Origin of the sequence: Streptomyces sp. NPDC091280 (genome assembly GCF_044768565.1) — a bacterium.
GTDB lineage: Bacteria > Actinomycetota > Actinomycetes > Streptomycetales > Streptomycetaceae > Streptomyces.
Map to the genome: position 1 here is coordinate 93,240 of NZ_JBIVUZ010000019.1, position 16,573 is coordinate 109,812.

Genomic DNA, 16,573 nt, shown 5'->3' on the forward strand with positions numbered 1-16,573 from the left:
ACTGTCCCGCCGTCCCGCCCTCCTCCTGTCCGGCTACGACGCCGAGTCCTTCTTCCCGGTGGCCGCCGCGTAGGCCTGGGCCGGTGTCATCGGTACGCCGTTAAGGGCGACCGTCTTGTACTGGCTCACCTTGGCGCAGCTCTTGGACTGGTCGGCGGTCGAGGCGTTGGCGTTGGAGACGGCCGCGTGGGTGTCGGCCGGGGCGGCGGCGGAGGAGCCGCCCGAGAGGGTCGTGCCGCTCGTCCAGTCGGCGCCGATGACCAGGGTCAGGCCGCTCGCGCCGCTCTGGGTGAGGTGCGCGGCGGACAGGCCGAGGGCGGAGGCCACCGTCTGGGCCTCGGCCTTCTCGCCGGGGCCGTAGGTGAGTCGGGTCGTCGCCGCCTGTTCGGGGGCGTTGCCGGTGCTGGTGCCGGAGCTGAAGCCCTTGGCGATGAGCGCGTCGGCGATCACGGAGGCGCGTCCGCCGATCGTGGTGCCGTTCTCCACCTTCACGGCGACCTCGGCGGCCGGGACGGTGGCGGGCGCGGTCGTGGCGGGCGCGGAGGATGCTTTCTTCTTGCCGCCGCCCCCGCTCAGGGACTGGTCGTCGGCGATGGCCGCGAACAGGGACTTGGCACCGGCGGCCGGGACGACCCGGTCGGCGTTGGTCGGATCGGCGCCGGTCTGCATGGTGGTGAACGTCATCCGCTTGGACGGGACCTTGTCCAGGTCGGTCGCCAGGTCCACGAGCTTGCCGACGCTGCCCAGTCCGTCGTCGACCGTGAGCGCCTTGGTCGCCGCGTCGGCCAGGGAGTACACCTTGGCGGGGTTGGCGAGCGTGCCCGCGCTCTTGAACTTGCGGATCATCGCGCTCAGGAACAGATGCTGGGAGACGGTACGGCCGAGGTCGCTCCCGTCACCGAAGCCGTGCCGCGAGCGCACGAACTCCAGCGCCGCCTCGCCCTTGAGGGTGTGCGTGCCCTTGGCGAGCTTCAGGTGCGAGTAGGTGTCGTAGACGTTGTCGCTGACACAGACCGAGACCCCGCCGACCGCGTCGGACATCTTCACCACACCGGCGAAGTCGAGCATCACGAAGTGGTCGATGGTGATGCCGGTGAGCTGGTGAACGGTCGTCACCTGGCAGGCGGGGCCGTACTGGAGGGCGCTGTTGATCTGGCCGTAGTAACCGGCCGTCGCCTGGCTGCTGTCCGGGTCCTTGCAGGCGGGGACCTGGGTCATGGTGTCGCGGGGCACGCTCATCACCGTGGCGTTGGAACGGTCGGCGGAGACATGGACCACCATCTCCACGTCCGCGTTGTGGCCGCTGGTCGATTTCCCCGAGCCGCAGCCGCCGCCCAGTTTGCAGTCGGCGGCGTTGTTGCGGCCGTCCGAGCCGATCACCAGGAGGTTGATCGGCGTGCGGCCGAAGGCGTCGGCCTTCTCCTTGCCGCCCGCGCCGTCGTCGAGCGCGACGCTGTTGATGTTGCCGTTGAGGTGCTCCCAGAGCCAGGTGCCGACTCCGGCGGTGACGAGGATCAGCGCCGAGACCGTGATCAGGGCTATGCGGGCGACCCGGCGGCGCCGGGCGGGCGGTTTGGCGCGGCGGCGCGAGCCGTGGCCGGTGTTCCGTGCCGCCTGCCGGGCCGCGGCTCTGCCGGTCGGCGGCCGGTTGGCCGACCCTCCGTCCGCCCTGCGCGCGTGCGGCACGGTGGAGCGAGCTCGCGTGGCCGCACGGCCGGACGTCTCGCCCCGGCGGTCGCTCATCCACCACTCCCTACGCTGTCACCGGCACCGGATGATTGCGCAATATAGCAACTGTTGCCGTTCACACCGATGGCACCTCCCCTCCCGGCCGTCCCCAACTCCGAACGCGCGAGGTCCTGTTCGAGGTCGTCCAGGGCCCGGCGGGCGGCGGCGACACGGTCCAGCAGCAGCCTGCGGTCCTCGTCCCCGGCCGCGCGCGGACTCCGGTACGGCGGCTCGTCCCGCTCGGTGGCGCGGGCGTCGTCCAGGGAGGTGAGGACCACGCCGATCAGGACATTGACCAGGACGAAGGAGGCGAGGAGCACGTAGGACGCGTAGTAGAGCAGGCTCCAGCGGGAGATCTCCAGGCCGGCGTGGACGGCGTCGCCGATGCCGTCCAGGGTCATCAGCAGGAACAGGGTGAGGACGGCGCGGCCGATGGAGCCGTAGTGCTGGGGGTCCTGGCGGCCGAAGAAGACCCAGCCGACCATGGCGTAGACGTACAGCACCAGCCCGCCGACGAGCAGGAAGCTCAGTGTGCCGGGGAGGCTGCGGGCCACGGCGACCAGGACGACGCGGAGTTGGGGCAGGAAGCGGGCGGTGCGCAGGACGCGGGCCAGCCGCAGCAGTCGTAGGACCGTGGTGTTCTCGCGTACGACGGGCAGGAAGGCGCAGAGGACGACGGCGAGGTCGAAGAGGTTCCAGGGGTCCTCGGCGAAGTCGCGGGGGCGGTCGGCGCAGGCCAGCAGGCGCAGCAGGATCTCGGCGGTGAACGCGACCAGGCAGGTGTGTTCGGCCAGGCGTAACCAGCGGTGCCAGTCGGCGGCCGGTCCCGGGTAGGTCTCGATGCCCAACAGGGCGGCGTTGGCGAGGATGACGCCGAAGACGGTGAGGGCGAACCAGCGGGCCTCGGTGACGGTGCGGCAGCGGCGCGCCAGGCGCTCGCGGGCCGGTCGCTCATGGGCCGATCGCCCGTCGGCCGGTCGTGGCGCCGCCTCGGTCCCGTTGTCGTGTTGCTCCGGCATCCGGCTGTCTCCGCTCCCTCGCGCAGGCTCATGGCCCCGCCAACCGGGCTGGACGGCAGGGTGGTTGAGCGATCACACTTCAGGAGAGACTTCTACAGCACTGTAGATTGTGTTGTGCGGCCGGTACTCCGTAGCGGTCCGACTCCCGGGAGAAAGCAGACCTGATGTTCGGCTTGAGCGAACTGGCCGTGATCCTTCTCGTCGTGGTGGTCGTCCTCGGGATCAAGAAGCTGCCGGAGTTGACGCGGGCGGCGGGCAGGGCGACCCGGATCTTCAAGAGCGAGACCCGAGCGCTCAAGGAGCCGGATGCGGATTCCCGGCGGCCTTGAGCGACTCGGGGACGGGCGGCGAGCGCCTGACGCGGACCGGAGTCCGGGACCACCGAAGTCCAGGACTACCGGAGTCCGGGATCACCGAACCACCGGACTCGCGGACTCCGCGGCTCAGACGGTCGCGGTGCCCTCGGTGACCGGGCGGGCCGAGGCGGTGTCGCCCGGGGCGGCCTGGACCTGACGCGTGACCGACGCGTCCGGGGTCGCGGCGGAGGCGTCGGACCGCTCGGCGGGGGCCGGAGGGGCGTTCTCGTCCTTCATCGCCTTGGCCTCGCTCTTGAGGATGCGCATGGACTTGCCCAGTCCGCGCGCCGCCTCGGGCAGCTTCTTCGAGCCGAACAGCACGATGACGACGATCGCCACGACCAGCAGGTGCCACGGTTCCAGTCCGTTGCGGAGCATGCCGCCACTCCCACTCTCTTTGTCGGACGGCGGTGCCCGCGGGGCGCGGAACACCACCCGTCACGCTTGCCATATTGCGCAACCGTACAACTATGGGGTGGGGACGGCCCTCACCTCAACCATCTCGGGGTGAACATTCCCTTCTCATCTCATCCGGCGACGGCTCTCCCGGCCTTGGCCCAGTTGGCGTGCAGCCGGTCCAGGTACGACCGCGCCTGGCTGCCCGGTGCCGTACCGCGCGCGAAGGCGAGCATGTTGCCCGCGCCGGTGTTGTAGCCGAGGGCGAGGAGGTCGTTCTCGGTGAGGGAGGTCTGCCGGGTCGCGGGCAGTCGGGCCGCCAGGTCGTGCAGGTACCAGGCTTCGGCCTCGATGGCGAGGTCGCGGTCGTCGGGCAGTTCGTCCCAGCTCCGTCCGGCGAAGTCCCGGCCCTGCTTGACCTCGTCGAAGGTCGCGCGGTGCATGTTGGCGATCCCGAAGGCCGCGTCCGGCTTGTACCGCTGCCAGGCCCGCTCGAAGGCCGCGTCATGCGGTTTGTACGCCTCGTTGTAGAGGATCGCCATCACCAACTGGGCGCTCACACCAGCCTGTTGGGCTCTCGCGCGGACCTGGGGCGCGTATGTGGCGGGGTCGTACGAGGTGCTGGTGGTCGTGGTCGTGGCCCGGGGCGAGGGGCTCGCCGAGGGCGAGTGGGAGGGCCCCGGCGAAGAGTGCGGAGTCGCGGCCTGCGGGGTGTCGGCGGCGCGCACGAGGACGTAGACGACGATCGCGAAGACCGCGAGCGCGAGCCATCGTCGCCGGGTCGGGGACCCGGTCCGGGTTTCGGCCATCTCCCGCCTTCCATCGGGACGGTGTGCACATCCGGGTACCCGAACGTACCGCAAGCCCTTCCTGCGGGAAGATGTCCCCCATCATCGGGAATTTGGCGAGAACCAGTACTCTGCCGCTCGCGTCATACGGCAGGGTGCCGATGTCCTGAACTGTGGGGGGACCACATGAGCGGTGAGATCTACTTCAGCAACAACTACCGTGACCTGTGCGTGCGCAACGGCACGGGAGCGGGTTTCCAGTTCGAGTTCTCCTGCGCCCGCTGCTACGACACCTGGCGTTCACCGTTCCAGGCCTACGTCGGTGAGCGGGCCGCCACCTGGCTCGGCAAGGGTGTCGACATGGCCTGGAGCATGCTCGGCAGCGCGGGCCGGGGTGTGTCCTCCGCGGCCGACGGGCTCGCCGGGGCCGGCTGGGGCCAGGCCCGCGACCACGCCTTCCAGCAGGCGATCGACAACGCGGAGGGGCACTTCAACCGCTGCGCGCGCTGCACCGAATACGTCTGCGGGCGCTGCTGGAACGCGGCCCAGGGACTGTGCCTGCGCTGCGCGCCCGACACCGCCGCCGAGGCCATGGCGGCGCAGCAACGCGGCCTCAACGACATGGCCTCCCAGCGCGCGTACAGCGCGGGGCAGCAGGCCGGTCAGGCCTACGACCCCACCACGCCAAGGCAGTTGGTGTGCCCCCAGTGCCGCACCGAGACGCACGGCGCCGCCTTCTGCTCAGGCTGCGGGTACCACCTCGCCCAGTCCAACGCGTGCACGTCCTGTTCGGCCGCGGTGCCGGACGGTGCGGCGTTCTGCCCCGGGTGCGGAACCCGGAGGTGACGCGGTCGGCGGGGCACCGGCCTCGGTGGACGGGGCCCCTGACCAGGTGTCACAGGTGGGCGGCCACGGCGGGCAGCAGGTCCTGGAAGGTCCGGCCCGCCGCGGGTTCGCCGATCGCCTTCAACTGCCAGCCGCCGCCCGAGCGGTGGAGCTTCGCCATGATCTGGGCCGTGTAGGCGCCGCCGCCGCTGAGGGTGTACCGGGCCAGTTCCTGACCGGTGGTCTCGTCGATCAGGCGGCAGAAGGCGTTCTCCACCTCCGCGAAGGTCTGCCCGGTGAACGAGTTGACCGTGAAGACGATCTGGTCGATGTGCACGGGGACGCGGGCGAGGTCGACCAGGATCGTCTCGTCGTCACCGCCGCCGGCGCCGCCGATCAGGTTGTCGCCGGTGTGGCGGACGGAGCCGTCGTCGCTCGTCAGGTGCTGGAAGAAGACGACGTCGGCCGGTTCCCGGCCGGCGAAGAGCACCGCCGAGGCGTCCAGGTCGATCTCGCGGGGGCCGGTCAGCTTGGCCAGGAATCCCTTGCGGGGCGCGGCCTGCCAGCCCAGCCCCATGCGGACGGACGTCAGGGCACTGCCGTCGGACTTGCTGAGGCTGACCTGCTGGCCCTTGCCCAGGTTGACGGACATGCGCGGTCTCTCTTTCTGCCGTTCGGGAAATGGTGGGCGGACGCCTCAGACGCCGACGCCGAAGTCCGCGGCGATACCGGCCAGTCCGGAGGCGTAACCCTGGCCCACGGCACGGAACTTCCACTCCGCGCCGTTGCGGTACAGCTCGCCGAAGACCATGGCGGTCTCGGTCGACGCGTCCTCGGAGAGGTCGTAGCGGGCGAGTTCGGCGCCGCCGGCCTGGTTGACGACGCGGATGAACGCGTTGCGGACCTGCCCGAAGGACTGCTGGCGGTTGTCCGCGTCGTGGATCGAGACGGGGAAGACGATCTTGTCGACCTCGGCCGGTACGGCGGCCAGGTCCACCTTGAGGGACTCGTCGTCGCCCTCGCCCTCACCGGTGAGGTTGTCGCCGGTGTGCTCCACCGCGCCCTCGGGGCTCTTGAGGTTGTTGTAGAACACGAAGTGCAGGTCGGAGAGGACCTTGCCGGAGGTGTCGAGCAGCAGCGCGGAGGCGTCCAGGTCGAAGTCCGCGCCGGTCGTGGTGCGCACGTCCCAGCCCAGTCCGACCAGCACCGCCGTCAGGCCCGGCGCCTCCTTGCTCAGCGATACGTTGCCGCCCTTGGACAGGGAAACACCCATGACTCGTCCCTCCACGCATACCGACGATCCGGATCCGCGGCACGGACCCGAGCTAGAATCTACAACAGTGTAGAAATCAAGGGGAGGGCGGCACGGCCCACCGCCACCGCGTCGCTACGATGTGACGATCACGACCCCGTAGCGGCAGGAGGAGAACGGAACGTGGCGAAACCGGATCCGCGCCCCCCGCGCCGGGCACAGGGCGCGCTGGAGACGCAGGTGCTCAGCGTCCTGCGCACCGCCGACGGGCCGGTCACCGCGGCCTGGGTACAGGAGCGCCTGGACGCCGAACTCGCCTACACGACCGTGATGACGGTGCTGATCCGGCTGCTGGAGAAACAGGCCGTGACCCGCAGGCGGGAAGGCCGTTCGTTCGTCTGGTCGCCGGCCGCGGACGAGGCCGGGCTCGCCGCGCTGAAGATGCGCAAGGTGCTCGACCGCGAGCAGGACCGCAGGGCGGTGCTGGCCAGCTTCATCACCGCCCTTCCGGAGGACGACGAACAGCTGCTGCGCGCCCTGCTGGACCAGGCGGCCGACGCTCCCGACGAGCCGGCGGGCTGAAGCCCGTGGGCGTCTTCGTCTTCCTGCCGCTGCTCCTGCCGTTGACCGCCTGGCCGATCGCCCATCTCGCCACCCAGCATCTGCACCCGCGCGCCGCCACGACCGTGTTGAGCGTCGTGGCCGCCGTCATGGCCGTGTGCAGCACCCTGTGCCTGGGGCTGCTGATGGTGGTCGGCACCGCCCAACTGCCCGGCAATCCCCTGCCGGACGGCTGGTCGGACCCCGAGGTACGGGAGAGCGTGCCCCAGGACGAGATCGTGGGCAAGGCCGCGATTCCCCTGCTGCTGGCGGTGGTCGGGGGCTGCGGCCGGACTCTGTGGCGCCACTTCCGGGTACGGCGGCTGGCCCACGCGGCGCTCGCGGGCCTGCGCGACACACCGGTCGCGGTCCTCACCGACGCCGAGCCGTACGCCTACGCCCTGCCCGGCGGTCCGCGCGACCGGATCGTGGTGTCCACCGCGATGCTCGGCCGGCTGGACACCCGGGAGCGGCGCGCCCTGTTCGCCCATGAGCGGGCGCATCTCGCCGCCCGGCACCACCGCCACCTGCTGATCGCCCAACTCGCCGCCCAGGCCAACCCGTTCCTGCTGCCACTGCGGACCGCCGTCTCCTACGTCGCCGAGCGCTGGGCCGACGAGGAGGCCGCCCACTCCGTCGGCAGCCGCAAGGCCGTGGCCCGCGCGATCGGCAAGGCGGCCCTCGTACGGCGCGGCACAACGGCACCGGCGCTCGCGGGCTTCGCGGCGCCCGGCCCGCTCCCCCGCCGCGTCGCCGCGCTGCTGGCACCGGCGCCACCGGCCCGCGCCTGGCCACCGCTCTTCACCGCGGTGGGCCTGGCACTGTGGAGCGCGGCGGCGGGCGCCGCCCTGTCCGCGACACTCTCGGCGAACTCGGCGGTGACCCTGCTGCTCCTGCTGCACGCGGCGACGCCGCTGTAGGGACAGGGGGGTCGGGGGCGGCGGCGGGCACGGGCGTGGCCGCGAGCGCGATACGGGCGCTGGCGCCGGCGCCGGCACGGGCGCGGCCTACGGGACTCAACTCCCGTAGGCCACAAGGCCGATGAGCGAATGGGCGAATGGGCGAATGAGCGAATGGATCGATGGACGGATCGCCCGATGGCCCGTTCCGCTCAGCGCGGTCGGCTCAGAGGTCGAACTCGTGCGGGGGCAGCCCCAGCGCGAAGCAGGCGTCGCGGACCACGGCGCGCTCGGTGGGGTCGAAGTCGCCGTCCGCGCCGCCGATGACGATGCCGATCTGGATCACCGCACGCGCCTCGGCCGGCTTCTTCTTCGCCTTGGCGATCTCCTGGAGCACGCCCACCTTGCCGAAGTCGAAGTCGGCGGTCAGCTTGTTCAGGTTGTCGTCGAAGCGGCGCTGGAGGTCGTCGGCCGGGAAGTTCTGCAACACCTCGTTGCTGAAGATGAGTTGCGCGACCCGCTGCCGCTCGGAGGGGTCGATCCTCCCGTCCGCGGCGGCGACTAGCGCGCACATCGCCATGCTCGCGTCCCGGAACGCGCCGCTCTTCAAGTCGTTCTTCTTCGCCACGAGTTGGGTCTGCATCGTCGATGCCGACTCCTTGATGCGGTCCCACAGCGCCATGCCAACTCCGAGTGCTCCGGGCCGTCCGCGCCACGGCGGGCGACCGTCCGGTTCTATATCTACAGCGTTGTAGAACATAGCAGCACGGGTGGGCGCGGCGCGCGCACTCGAAGACCGGACCCGGCCCATACGAAAAGGGCCCCCGCGAGCTCTCGCCCGCGAAGACCCTTCGCACCGTCGGGACGACAGGATTTGAACCTGCGACCCCTTGACCCCCAGTCAAGTGCGCTACCAAGCTGCGCCACGTCCCGGTCGCGCCCCACCCGGTCGGTCGGGTGAACGCGCAGGTAAACCTTACCGCATGCGCCGGGTCACTTCGGCGACGTCGGGGTGTCGTGGGTGCGGTACATCGCCTGGACGTCCAGCTCCAGTTGGACGGTGGGGCCGACGACGGCGATGCCCCGGGCGAGCATGCTGCGCCAGTTGAGGGTGTAGTCCTCGCGGTGCAGTTCGGCCGTGGCGAGGGCCGCGCAGCGGAGTTCCTCCGCGTAGCCGCCGTTGACCGTGCCCAGGTAGGTGGTGTCCAGGTTCACCGAGCGGCTCACGCCGTGCATGGTCAGCGAGCCCTGGAGCGTCCACTTGCTGCCGCCGCGATAGGCGAACCGCGTGCTGGTGAAGTCGATGTACGGGTAGCGCTCCACGTCGAGGAAGTCGCCGGAGCGCAGATGGTCGTCCCGCGTGGTGTTGCCGGTGGTGATGCTGGACGCGTCGATGCGGACGTGGACCGTGGACTCGGCCACCTCCTGGGCGATCTGGATGCCGCCCTGGAAGCGTTCGAACCGGCCGTGCACATGGGCCATGCCGACGTGCTTGGCGATGAAGCGGATCGCGGTGTGCGGCGGGTCGAAGAGCCAGGTGCCGGGCGGCGGGAGTTCCTGGGCGCGGCCGGGCAGGAGCCATACGCGTTCGACGGGCCCGGCGGTTCCGGCGGCGATCTCCACCGTCTCCTGGTGCGGCTGGAGTCCCTGGGCCGAGACGAGGAGGCTGTAGCGTCCGGGCGGCAGCGCGGCGAGGAAGTAGCCGTACGGGTCGGTCGTGCCGGAGGCGATGACGCGGTGCGAGTCGAGGGCCGTCACCGTGACATCGGCGGAGGCCATGGGCGAGCCCATCGGGTCGACGATCTCCCGGCCGAGGCCGCCCGCGCCGGGCGGGAGGGGGAGCGAGAGGCCCGCCGCGGCCGGGGCGCCTTTGGTCCTCCGGCGCCTGAGCAGTGCGAGGGCCATGGTGATCACCTTTCTTCACAGCGGTCGTGCTCCGCCGATCATGAAGGCTTCGGGATCCCTGCGGGTGTCTCAAATCGAGACACCCGTTCCGGCGCCCTCCGCGTAGCGGCGGACGATCGGCTCCAGGTAGTCCGCGCGTGTGCCCACCAGGAGCGGGAACTGGGCCGTGGAGTGGATCAGGGCGATGGCGTCCAGTTCCGGTTCGCGGCCCCGGGCGCGCTCCGCCCCGGCCGTCGCCGCGTGCCGGGCGCGTATGTCGGTCTCCGGGAGCGACGGCGCGCGGAACAGAACGCCGACACTGCCGTTCCCGGCGCGGACGACGTTCCAGAAGGTGAGGTCCTCGGGCCGGGCCTCGATGCCGGTCTCCTCGGCCAACTCCCGTGCGGCATGGCAGTGCAGGGCCCGCACGTCGAGCGGTTCGTCGCCCTCGGGGGGTTCGAGCGAGCCGCCCGGCAGCTGCCAACGGCCGGGCGCCGCCGTGGAGTCGGACATGCGGCCGACCAACAGGCGGCCGTCGTCGGCCGGTTGGAGGACGGAGACGAAGAACGACGGCAGCCACGAGGTGGAGAACGGGACGCGCCGCAGGGCGAAGTGGCGGTACGTCGTCCGTACCCAGGAGATGACCAGTTCGTCCGGCCCCGCCCGCTCCGCGCCCGCGCACACCAGGACCGGCCCGTCGAAGAAGCTCGGGTTGGCGCGCACCCGTTCGTCCCAGACCCGGTCCATGGCGAGCCGCTCCTCGGGGGTGAGCCGAGGAGCGGCCGATTCGACGAGCCGGAGCCGGTGGACGTCCAGGAGTTCGGCGCCGGGGCGGCGCGCGCTCTGTTCGATCATCGGCTCATGCTGGCACACCGGGCGGTGTTCAGTTCAGGGCGCCGGGTGCCACCGCCGAGGCCTCCGTCTCCGCCTTCAGCAGCGCCGCCCGCGAGGTGCCGACGGTCTTTCCGCCGCCGCGGCCGGACCGTCGCACCGGCACCATGAGCGCGGCCAGGGCCGCCGCGAGACAGAGCACGGCCAGCAGCGTGAATCCGTGGGTGTACCCGGAGTCGTACGGCAGGCCGGACGCCTGGAGGTGGCCGGTGACCAGGACGCTGGTCACGGCGGCGCCGATGGAGCCGCCGATGGTGCGGATGTTGGCGTTCATGCCGGTGGCGGCGCCGGTCTGCTCGGGCGGGACGCTGCCGACGATGAGGTTGGCCATGGAGGCGAAGGCGAGTCCGATGCCGAGGCCGAAGACGCCCGCGACGAGGGCGATCTGCCACTGCCGGTCGTGCCAGAGGGCGAGGATGCCGCAGGCGACCGCGCCGAGCGCGGCACCGGTGGTGAGCAGCGCCTTGGCGCCGACGACGGGTTCCAGTCTGCCGCTGAGGACGCCGGAGACGAACATCGCGATCAGCATCGGCAGCATGAGGAGTCCGGACGCGGTGACGCTGGCGCCGAAGCCGTACCCGGCGGACGACGGGGTCTGGACGAAGCCGGGCAGGAAGGACCAGATCGAGTACATGCCGGCGCCGAAGAGCAGCGCGGCGGTGTTGGTGGTCCACACGGACGGCAGGCGCATGACCTTGAGGTCGATGAGCGGGCTGCGCGAGCGGGCCTCGGAGAACAGCCAGGCCGCGAAGATCACGACGGCCGCGGAGAAGAGGCCGACGACCTTCGTGGAGCCCCAGCCCCAGCTGCCGGCCTGGCTGAGCGGGAGCAGCAGCGCGACGAGCCAGCCGGACAGGAGTACGGCGCCGGTCCAGTTGACGCTGCCCTCGGCGCGGCTCGGCGACTCGGGGACGTAGCGCAGGGCGATGAGGGTGGTGACGGCGACGATGCCGACGGGGAACCAGAACAGCCAGCGGTAGTCGAGCGCGGACACGATGGGGCCTGCGGCCACCATGCCGACACCGCCGCCGGCGGCGATCACGGCGGACAGGTTGCTGATGCTGCCCGGCACTTGGGGCGCGTCGAACTCGTCGCGGATGATGCCGAAGGAGAGCGGGAACAGCGCGCCGCCGACGCCTTGGACGACCCGGGCGACGATGAGGACGCCGATGTTGGGGGCGAGCGCGGCGACCAGACAGCCGGCCAGGACGGCCAGCAGGACGGCGACGAGGGTGCGCTTCTTGCCGACGAGGTCGCCGACGCGGCCGAGTATGGGGGTGAAGACCGAGGCGGACAGCAGATAGGCCGTCATCACCCAGGTCGCGGTGGACTGGGAGGTGTGCAGGGCGTGCTGGACGGTCGGCAGGGCCGGCGCGATCAGCGACTGCAACATGGAGAAGACGCCCGCTCCCGTCGCGAGGACCGCGAAGGTGAGGCGGGTGGTGGATGTGCGGGGCATGGAGAGCCTCTCCGAAACAAGCAGGCAGGGCGCGTCCGCACGCACACGTCGACGGCGGTACGCACCCACCACTGCTAAAGTGGAGGTACCCCTCCACCATAGCGGAGGTACACCTCCGGTTCAACCGAGTCCGCCCGGGAGGCACCAGTGACGGTCCAGCCGTTCCCCGTCAGCGAAATCGTCGCGGCCCAGCGCCCCCACCGCAAGGACGCCGCCCGCAACTACGACGCCCTGCTGGCCGCGGCCCGCGAGGCCTTCGCGGAGCACGGCGCGGAAGCCTCCCTTGAGGACATCGCCAGACGGGCGGGCGTCGGCATCGGCACCCTCTACCGCAACTTCCCGACCCGCCGCGCCCTCTTCGAGAGCGTCTACGCCGACGAGGTCAACACCCTGTGCCAGGCCGCCCTGGACGTCGCCGACCAGGAGCCGTGGGAGGCGCTGACGGCGTGGCTGAACCGCTTCTCGGGCTACATGGTCACCAAGCAGGCGGTGCGCCAGGCCCTGGAGAACGACTCGGAGATCTTCGGGACCTGCCGCGACTCGATGTACTCCGCGGGCGGCCCGCTGTTCGAGCGCGCGCAGAAGGCGGGCGTGGCCCGCACCGACATGGACTTCGGTGATCTGCTGCGGCTGGTGGCCGGCGTCACCGGGACGACGTTCGTCGACGACGCCCAGCGCGACCGCGTCCTGGCCATCGCGCTGGACGGCGTCCGCACGAACCACTGACCGCGCGGACCCTCGACCGCGCGGACCCTCGACCGTACGAGCCACCGACTACACGGGTGCGGTGCCCTCGTACGCCGCCCGCAGCAGGGCGAGCACACCCTCCTCGGTGACCGGCCGGGGGTTGGCGTACGCCTGGCCGACCACCTGTGCCGCGGCCGTCGCCAAGTCGCTCTCCTTCAGGCCGAGTTCGGCGAGCGTGCGCGGGGCGCCGAGCCGTCCGGCCAGCTCCCACAGGGCGGTCGCGGCGACCGGGGCGTCCAGCGCGCGGGCCACCGCGTCCGCCGCCTCCGGTGCGGCGGGGGTGTTGTACGCCAGCGCGTACGGCAGCACCACCGTGTGCGTCTGCGCGTGCGGGAGGCCGAAGGTGCCGCCGAGGACGTGGCACAGCTTGTGGTGCAGGCCCATGGTGGTCGCGCCGAGGCAGGAGCCGCACAGCCACGCCGCGTACAGGGCACGGCCCCGGGCCTCCAACGAGCCCGGCTCGGCGGCGAGTTCGGGCAGCGCGCCCGCCATCGCCCGCACCCCCTCCTGCGCCATCAGCGCGACCAGGGGGGAGCCGTCCGGGGCGTACAGGGCCTCGACGGCGTGCGCGGTGGCGTTGAGGGCGCTGGTCACCGTGAGCGGGACGGGCAGGCCGAGGGTGAGCTCCGGGTCGTAGACGACACTGCGGGGCAGGACGGCGGGGTCGCGGCCGGTGCGTTTGGCGCCGTGTTCGGTCAGGCCCCACACCGGAGTCATCTCGGAGCCGGAGTAGGTGGAGGGCACCGCGATCAGCGGGAGGCCGGTGCGCAGGGCGATGGCCTTGCCGAGGCCGATCGACGAGCCGCCGCCGACCGCGACACAGCCGTCGGCGCCCAGGGCGCGTGCCAACTCCACGGCCCGGTCTGCGACTTCGACCGGCACATGCATCCTCGCCCCGGTGTGCACACCGACGCACACCTCGCCCAGCGAGTCGGCGACCGCCTGCGCGGTGTCGGCGCCCCGGGTGCCCGAGAGCACCAACACCCGTCGTAGACCGAGCCGTCGCGCCTCACCGGCGGTCGCGGTCAGCGCGGCGCCGGGGCGGAAGACGACCCGCATGGGCTGGGCGTCGTAGGCGAAGTCGAGGAAGTCCTTCACGGCTGCCGCTCCAGTACGAGGTCGAAGCGGGCGTGCCGGAACGGGTTGGCGATGCCGAACTCCCGTGCCAGGGACGGGTCGTCGACCTGGGCGAAGTCCTCGACGAGGCTCTGTTTCACGGCGAAGACGGCGTCGGAGTCGAGGTAGTCGCTGCCCGCGACGAAGATGTGCGTGGTGACGGGGGTGTGGCCGTCGGCCGAGGCGATGAAGTGGATGTGGGCGGGGCGGTAGGGGTGGCGGCCGGTCGCCTTCAGGAGGTCGCCGACCGGGCCGTCGGTGGGAATGGGGTACGGGCTCGGCACGCAGGTGCGGAACCAGAAGCGGCCCTCGGCGTCCGTGGTGAACAACCCCCGTCCGTTGCCCGGGGGTTGGACGTCCGGCCGCTGCACGTCGTAGAAGCCGTTGCCGTCCGCCTGCCACACGTCGAGGTGGGCGCCGGGGAGCGGGGTGCCGTCCCCCGAGACGACCCGGCCGCTGACCACGCAGGGCTCGCCGCCGCCCACCAGGTCGATGTCCGCGCCGAGCGCGCGCACCGGCGACTCGGTCATGTGGAAGGGGCCGAGCACCGTCGACTCGGTGGATCCGGCGGCCCGGTCGCCGTTGATGGTCTCCACCAGCATCGACAGGCCGAGCACGTCCGACAGGAGGATGAACTCCTGCCGGGTGTCCGTGCAGGTCTGCCCTGTCTCGGTCAGGAAGCCGATCGCCCGCTCCCACTCGTCCTGGGTCAGACGGGTCTCCCGCGCGAACGCGTGCAGGTGCCGGACCAGGCCCGACAGCAGTTCGCGCAGGCGGGGGTCGGCGGTCTCCCGCAGGCTCGCGAGCGCCTCGTCCGTGACGGTGGCGTGAGTGGTCATGTACGGCTCCCTGCCCGATACGAAATGTCAGCCGTGCCCGAGGATGCGGCGCAGCGCGTCCGTGAGCAACTGTTCCGCGTTCTCGGCCGCGTCGGCGTGGCGGAAGGCGACATGGCCGTCCGGTCGGACCAGCAGGGCGCCCGCGTCGGAGATCTCCCTGAGGCGGGCCCAGTCGCCGTACGGGTCCTCGTACCGCTGCCCGGGGCCGATGACGACCGTGGCGATGTCGAGGGGCTGGGCGCCGGCCGCGCGCAGCCAGGTCTCGCCGCCGATGCCGGTGAGGAGGGTGAAGCGGCCCTTGCCGACGGTGTCGAGGGTCGAGAGGGTGCGGGTGCCCGAGGTGATCCAGGCGTGCGGGAGTTTGGCGCCGGGCCGTGAGCTGGGCCGGTGGTACAGCTCGGGGTCGCGGTCGAAGCCGGGGTCGGGTGTGCCGTCCGGGACGATCGCGTCGGACGTGTAGCGCTGGTTGAGGTCGACGCCGTGCGCGTTGAACTCGTAGACCTTGAAGGCGATGGCCTCGCGCAGCGCGGCCCGCTGCTTCGCGGCGGCCTCGGTGGCGTCCTTGCGGGCGGCGATGTTGGCCCACAGCCGCTCGGGGGTCTGCGGGGAGAGTCCGTCGAGCGCCTCGAAGATCGGGGCGGTCTCGCCGATGGACTTGTTGGCGCGGGTGACGATCTGCCTGCCGACCGGGGCGCGCTCGGCGTCGTAGGTGTCGAGCAGCTTCGGCGTGGCGGTTCCGTCGAGGACCAGTTTGAGCTTCCAGGCCAGGTTGTAGGCGTCCTGGATCGAGGTGTTGGAGCCGAGCCCGTTGGACGGCGGGTGGCGGTGCACGGCGTCCCCGGCGCACAGGACGCGGCCGTTGGCGTAGGTCTCGGCGTACATCTCGTTGACCGTCCACGCGGAGGACGACCTGATGGTCACCGGGATGTCGTCGTCGCCGACCAACTGCCGTACGACGGACAGCGCGTACTCCTCGGTGAGGTCGGGGGCGCCGGCGCTCACGTCGTAGCCCCACACGATCAGCCACTCGTTCCAGGGCCTGACGCAGCGCACCAGGCCCGCGCCGATGCCGCCGACGGTGGCGCCCGGGGCGAGCACCCAGTAGAGGGTGGAGGGGCGGTGGGCGGTGTACTTCGTCAGGTCCGCGTCGAAGACGATGTTGATGCTGCCCGCGACCCCCATCTGGCCGCCCATCGGCAGTCCGGCGTCCTCGGCGACCTGCGAACGGCCGCCGTCCGCGCCGATCAGGTACTTGGCGCGGATGCGGTACTCGTCGCCGCGCAGCCGGTCCTCGACGGTGACCGTGACACCGTCCTCGTCCTGGACGAAGGACTTGTAGACCGTGCTGAAGCGGACGTTCGAGCCGCGGGCGAGCGCCGCGTCGACGAGGACCGGCTCCATCAGGTGCTGCGGCATGTCGCACATGCGGGTCGGGCTGGCCAGGTCGTGCGCGGCCTGCACGAGCGGGTCGTTGCCCCAGGAGCGGATCCGGCCCAGTTCCTCGCCGGCCAGGCTGGTGCAGAACGTGGTGTCGCCCATCAGGTGCTGCGGGGTCGCCTTGGCCAGCACCTCGTCCTCGACACCAAGATCGCGCAGGACCTCCATGGTGCGCTGGTTGGTGATGTGCGCGCGGGGCGTCCTGGTCAGGCGCGCGTAGCGGGTGACGACGATGTGGGGGACGCCGTAGGTGCTCAGCGCGAGTGCGGCGGCGGCGCCGGCCGGGCCGCTGCCCACGATCAGTACGTCGGTCTCGACAACGTGCACGGCGGGACGC

Annotated in this window: 18 protein-coding genes and 1 tRNA gene; 5 read left to right on the plus strand and 14 right to left on the minus strand. The window is 71.5% G+C overall.

The window, feature by feature from the left end; all coding sequences use genetic code 11:
* Positions 1–33: 33 nt before the first annotated feature.
* Together ACIQPR_RS42935 and ACIQPR_RS42940 are read right to left on the minus strand one after the other, a co-directional pair.
* Positions 34–1,743 carry an LCP family protein gene (locus ACIQPR_RS42935; RefSeq protein ID WP_403660982.1) on the minus strand — a complete coding sequence of 570 codons (1,710 nt, stop codon included), beginning with the start codon at positions 1,741–1,743 and terminating at the stop codon, positions 34–36.
* Positions 1,740–2,747, minus strand: a complete 1,008-nt coding sequence (locus ACIQPR_RS42940; RefSeq protein WP_403660985.1) for an ion transporter — start codon at positions 2,745–2,747, stop codon at positions 1,740–1,742. The genes ACIQPR_RS42935 and ACIQPR_RS42940 overlap by 4 nt, the downstream gene beginning before the upstream one ends.
* Positions 2,748–2,911: 164 nt before the next feature.
* On the opposite strand from ACIQPR_RS42940, the gene ACIQPR_RS42945 reads away from it, so the two are divergent.
* Positions 2,912–3,076, plus strand: a complete 165-nt coding sequence (locus tag ACIQPR_RS42945) for a twin-arginine translocase TatA/TatE family subunit (RefSeq protein ID WP_403660988.1) — start codon at positions 2,912–2,914, stop codon at positions 3,074–3,076.
* A gap of 114 nt (positions 3,077–3,190) precedes the next feature.
* Here the strand turns inward: ACIQPR_RS42945 and tatA are convergent, their stop codons facing one another.
* Together tatA and ACIQPR_RS42955 are read right to left on the minus strand one after the other, a co-directional pair.
* On the minus strand, positions 3,191–3,481 hold the full coding sequence (tatA, locus tag ACIQPR_RS42950; protein ID WP_403660991.1) for a Sec-independent protein translocase subunit TatA: 291 nt from the start codon (positions 3,479–3,481) through the stop codon (positions 3,191–3,193).
* A gap of 149 nt (positions 3,482–3,630) precedes the next feature.
* Positions 3,631–4,308, minus strand: coding sequence for a lytic transglycosylase domain-containing protein (locus tag ACIQPR_RS42955; RefSeq protein ID WP_403660994.1), 678 nt, complete (start codon positions 4,306–4,308; stop codon positions 3,631–3,633).
* A 165-nt stretch (positions 4,309–4,473) separates the two neighbouring features.
* Between ACIQPR_RS42955 and ACIQPR_RS42960 the strand changes: the two genes are divergently transcribed.
* Positions 4,474–5,133 carry a zinc ribbon domain-containing protein gene (locus tag ACIQPR_RS42960; protein ID WP_403660997.1) on the plus strand — a complete coding sequence of 220 codons (660 nt, stop codon included), beginning with the start codon at positions 4,474–4,476 and terminating at the stop codon, positions 5,131–5,133.
* A 49-nt stretch (positions 5,134–5,182) separates the two neighbouring features.
* Here the strand turns inward: ACIQPR_RS42960 and ACIQPR_RS42965 are convergent, their stop codons facing one another.
* Both ACIQPR_RS42965 and ACIQPR_RS42970 read right to left on the minus strand, forming a co-directional pair.
* The gene (locus ACIQPR_RS42965) at positions 5,183–5,764 is read right to left on the minus strand and encodes a TerD family protein (RefSeq protein ID WP_403661000.1); all 582 of its coding nucleotides are present in this window, start codon (positions 5,762–5,764) and stop codon (positions 5,183–5,185) included.
* 45 nt (positions 5,765–5,809) lie between these two features.
* Positions 5,810–6,385, minus strand: a complete 576-nt coding sequence (locus ACIQPR_RS42970; RefSeq protein WP_403661003.1) for a TerD family protein — start codon at positions 6,383–6,385, stop codon at positions 5,810–5,812.
* Positions 6,386–6,547: 162 nt separating this feature from the next.
* On the opposite strand from ACIQPR_RS42970, the gene ACIQPR_RS42975 reads away from it, so the two are divergent.
* The gene (locus ACIQPR_RS42975; RefSeq protein WP_403661006.1) at positions 6,548–6,946 is read left to right on the plus strand and encodes a BlaI/MecI/CopY family transcriptional regulator; all 399 of its coding nucleotides are present in this window, start codon (positions 6,548–6,550) and stop codon (positions 6,944–6,946) included.
* Between the two features lie 5 nt (positions 6,947–6,951).
* Positions 6,952–7,884, plus strand: a complete 933-nt coding sequence (locus ACIQPR_RS42980; protein WP_403661009.1) for a M56 family metallopeptidase — start codon at positions 6,952–6,954, stop codon at positions 7,882–7,884.
* Between the two features lie 205 nt (positions 7,885–8,089).
* Here the strand turns inward: ACIQPR_RS42980 and ACIQPR_RS42985 are convergent, their stop codons facing one another.
* The 5 genes from ACIQPR_RS42985 to ACIQPR_RS43005 all read right to left on the minus strand — a co-directional run bounded on the left by ACIQPR_RS42985 (position 8,090) and on the right by ACIQPR_RS43005 (position 12,097).
* Positions 8,090–8,545, minus strand: a complete 456-nt coding sequence (locus ACIQPR_RS42985) for a tellurite resistance TerB family protein (RefSeq protein ID WP_403661012.1) — start codon at positions 8,543–8,545, stop codon at positions 8,090–8,092.
* A 177-nt stretch (positions 8,546–8,722) separates the two neighbouring features.
* A tRNA-Pro gene (locus ACIQPR_RS42990) sits at positions 8,723–8,796 on the minus strand.
* 60 nt (positions 8,797–8,856) lie between these two features.
* Positions 8,857–9,768 (minus strand): YceI family protein, encoded by a 912-nt coding sequence (locus tag ACIQPR_RS42995; RefSeq protein WP_403661015.1) that lies wholly within the window; start codon positions 9,766–9,768, stop codon positions 8,857–8,859.
* A 69-nt stretch (positions 9,769–9,837) separates the two neighbouring features.
* Entirely contained in the window at positions 9,838–10,602 is a 765-nt protein-coding gene (locus ACIQPR_RS43000; protein ID WP_403661018.1) for an NUDIX hydrolase, read from the minus strand.
* Positions 10,603–10,630: 28 nt separating this feature from the next.
* On the minus strand, positions 10,631–12,097 hold the full coding sequence (locus ACIQPR_RS43005) for an MFS transporter (RefSeq protein WP_403661021.1): 1,467 nt from the start codon (positions 12,095–12,097) through the stop codon (positions 10,631–10,633).
* A gap of 147 nt (positions 12,098–12,244) precedes the next feature.
* Between ACIQPR_RS43005 and ACIQPR_RS43010 the strand changes: the two genes are divergently transcribed.
* Positions 12,245–12,823, plus strand: a complete 579-nt coding sequence (locus ACIQPR_RS43010) for a TetR/AcrR family transcriptional regulator (RefSeq protein ID WP_403661024.1) — start codon at positions 12,245–12,247, stop codon at positions 12,821–12,823.
* 48 nt (positions 12,824–12,871) lie between these two features.
* Here ACIQPR_RS43010 and ACIQPR_RS43015 read toward each other — a convergent pair whose 3' ends face one another.
* Genes ACIQPR_RS43015 through ACIQPR_RS43025 form a run of 3 tightly spaced genes read right to left on the minus strand, consistent with a single transcriptional unit; the run spans position 12,872 to position 16,563 of the window.
* Entirely contained in the window at positions 12,872–13,942 is a 1,071-nt protein-coding gene (locus tag ACIQPR_RS43015) for a maleylacetate reductase (RefSeq protein WP_403661027.1), read from the minus strand.
* Positions 13,939–14,799 (minus strand): intradiol ring-cleavage dioxygenase, encoded by an 861-nt coding sequence (locus ACIQPR_RS43020; RefSeq protein ID WP_403661030.1) that lies wholly within the window; start codon positions 14,797–14,799, stop codon positions 13,939–13,941. The genes ACIQPR_RS43015 and ACIQPR_RS43020 overlap by 4 nt, the downstream gene beginning before the upstream one ends.
* A 27-nt stretch (positions 14,800–14,826) precedes the next feature.
* Positions 14,827–16,563 carry an FAD-dependent oxidoreductase gene (locus ACIQPR_RS43025; RefSeq protein ID WP_403661033.1) on the minus strand — a complete coding sequence of 579 codons (1,737 nt, stop codon included), beginning with the start codon at positions 16,561–16,563 and terminating at the stop codon, positions 14,827–14,829.
* Between the last annotated feature and the right edge of the window lie 10 nt (positions 16,564–16,573).

Excerpts from the sequence above, each read along its gene's own strand:
- ACIQPR_RS42940 (WP_403660985.1), bottom strand. The coding sequence starts at position 2,747 with ATGCCGGAGCAACACGACAACGGGACCGAGGCGGCGCCACGACCGGCC.
- ACIQPR_RS42935 (WP_403660982.1), bottom strand. The coding sequence starts at position 1,743 with ATGAGCGACCGCCGGGGCGAGACGTCCGGCCGTGCGGCCACGCGAGCT.
- tatA (WP_403660991.1), bottom strand. The coding sequence starts at position 3,481 with ATGCTCCGCAACGGACTGGAACCGTGGCACCTGCTGGTCGTGGCGATC.
- ACIQPR_RS42995 (WP_403661015.1), bottom strand. The coding sequence starts at position 9,768 with ATGGCCCTCGCACTGCTCAGGCGCCGGAGGACCAAAGGCGCCCCGGCC.
- ACIQPR_RS43020 (WP_403661030.1), bottom strand. The coding sequence starts at position 14,799 with ATGACCACTCACGCCACCGTCACGGACGAGGCGCTCGCGAGCCTGCGG.
- ACIQPR_RS42985 (WP_403661012.1), bottom strand. The coding sequence starts at position 8,545 with ATGGCGCTGTGGGACCGCATCAAGGAGTCGGCATCGACGATGCAGACC.
- ACIQPR_RS42960 (WP_403660997.1), top strand. The coding sequence starts at position 4,474 with ATGAGCGGTGAGATCTACTTCAGCAACAACTACCGTGACCTGTGCGTG.
- ACIQPR_RS42955 (WP_403660994.1), bottom strand. The coding sequence starts at position 4,308 with ATGGCCGAAACCCGGACCGGGTCCCCGACCCGGCGACGATGGCTCGCG.
- ACIQPR_RS42965 (WP_403661000.1), bottom strand. The coding sequence starts at position 5,764 with ATGTCCGTCAACCTGGGCAAGGGCCAGCAGGTCAGCCTCAGCAAGTCC.
- ACIQPR_RS42970 (WP_403661003.1), bottom strand. The coding sequence starts at position 6,385 with ATGGGTGTTTCCCTGTCCAAGGGCGGCAACGTATCGCTGAGCAAGGAG.
- ACIQPR_RS42945 (WP_403660988.1), top strand. The coding sequence starts at position 2,912 with ATGTTCGGCTTGAGCGAACTGGCCGTGATCCTTCTCGTCGTGGTGGTC.
- ACIQPR_RS43005 (WP_403661021.1), bottom strand. The coding sequence starts at position 12,097 with ATGCCCCGCACATCCACCACCCGCCTCACCTTCGCGGTCCTCGCGACG.
- ACIQPR_RS43000 (WP_403661018.1), bottom strand. The coding sequence starts at position 10,602 with ATGATCGAACAGAGCGCGCGCCGCCCCGGCGCCGAACTCCTGGACGTC.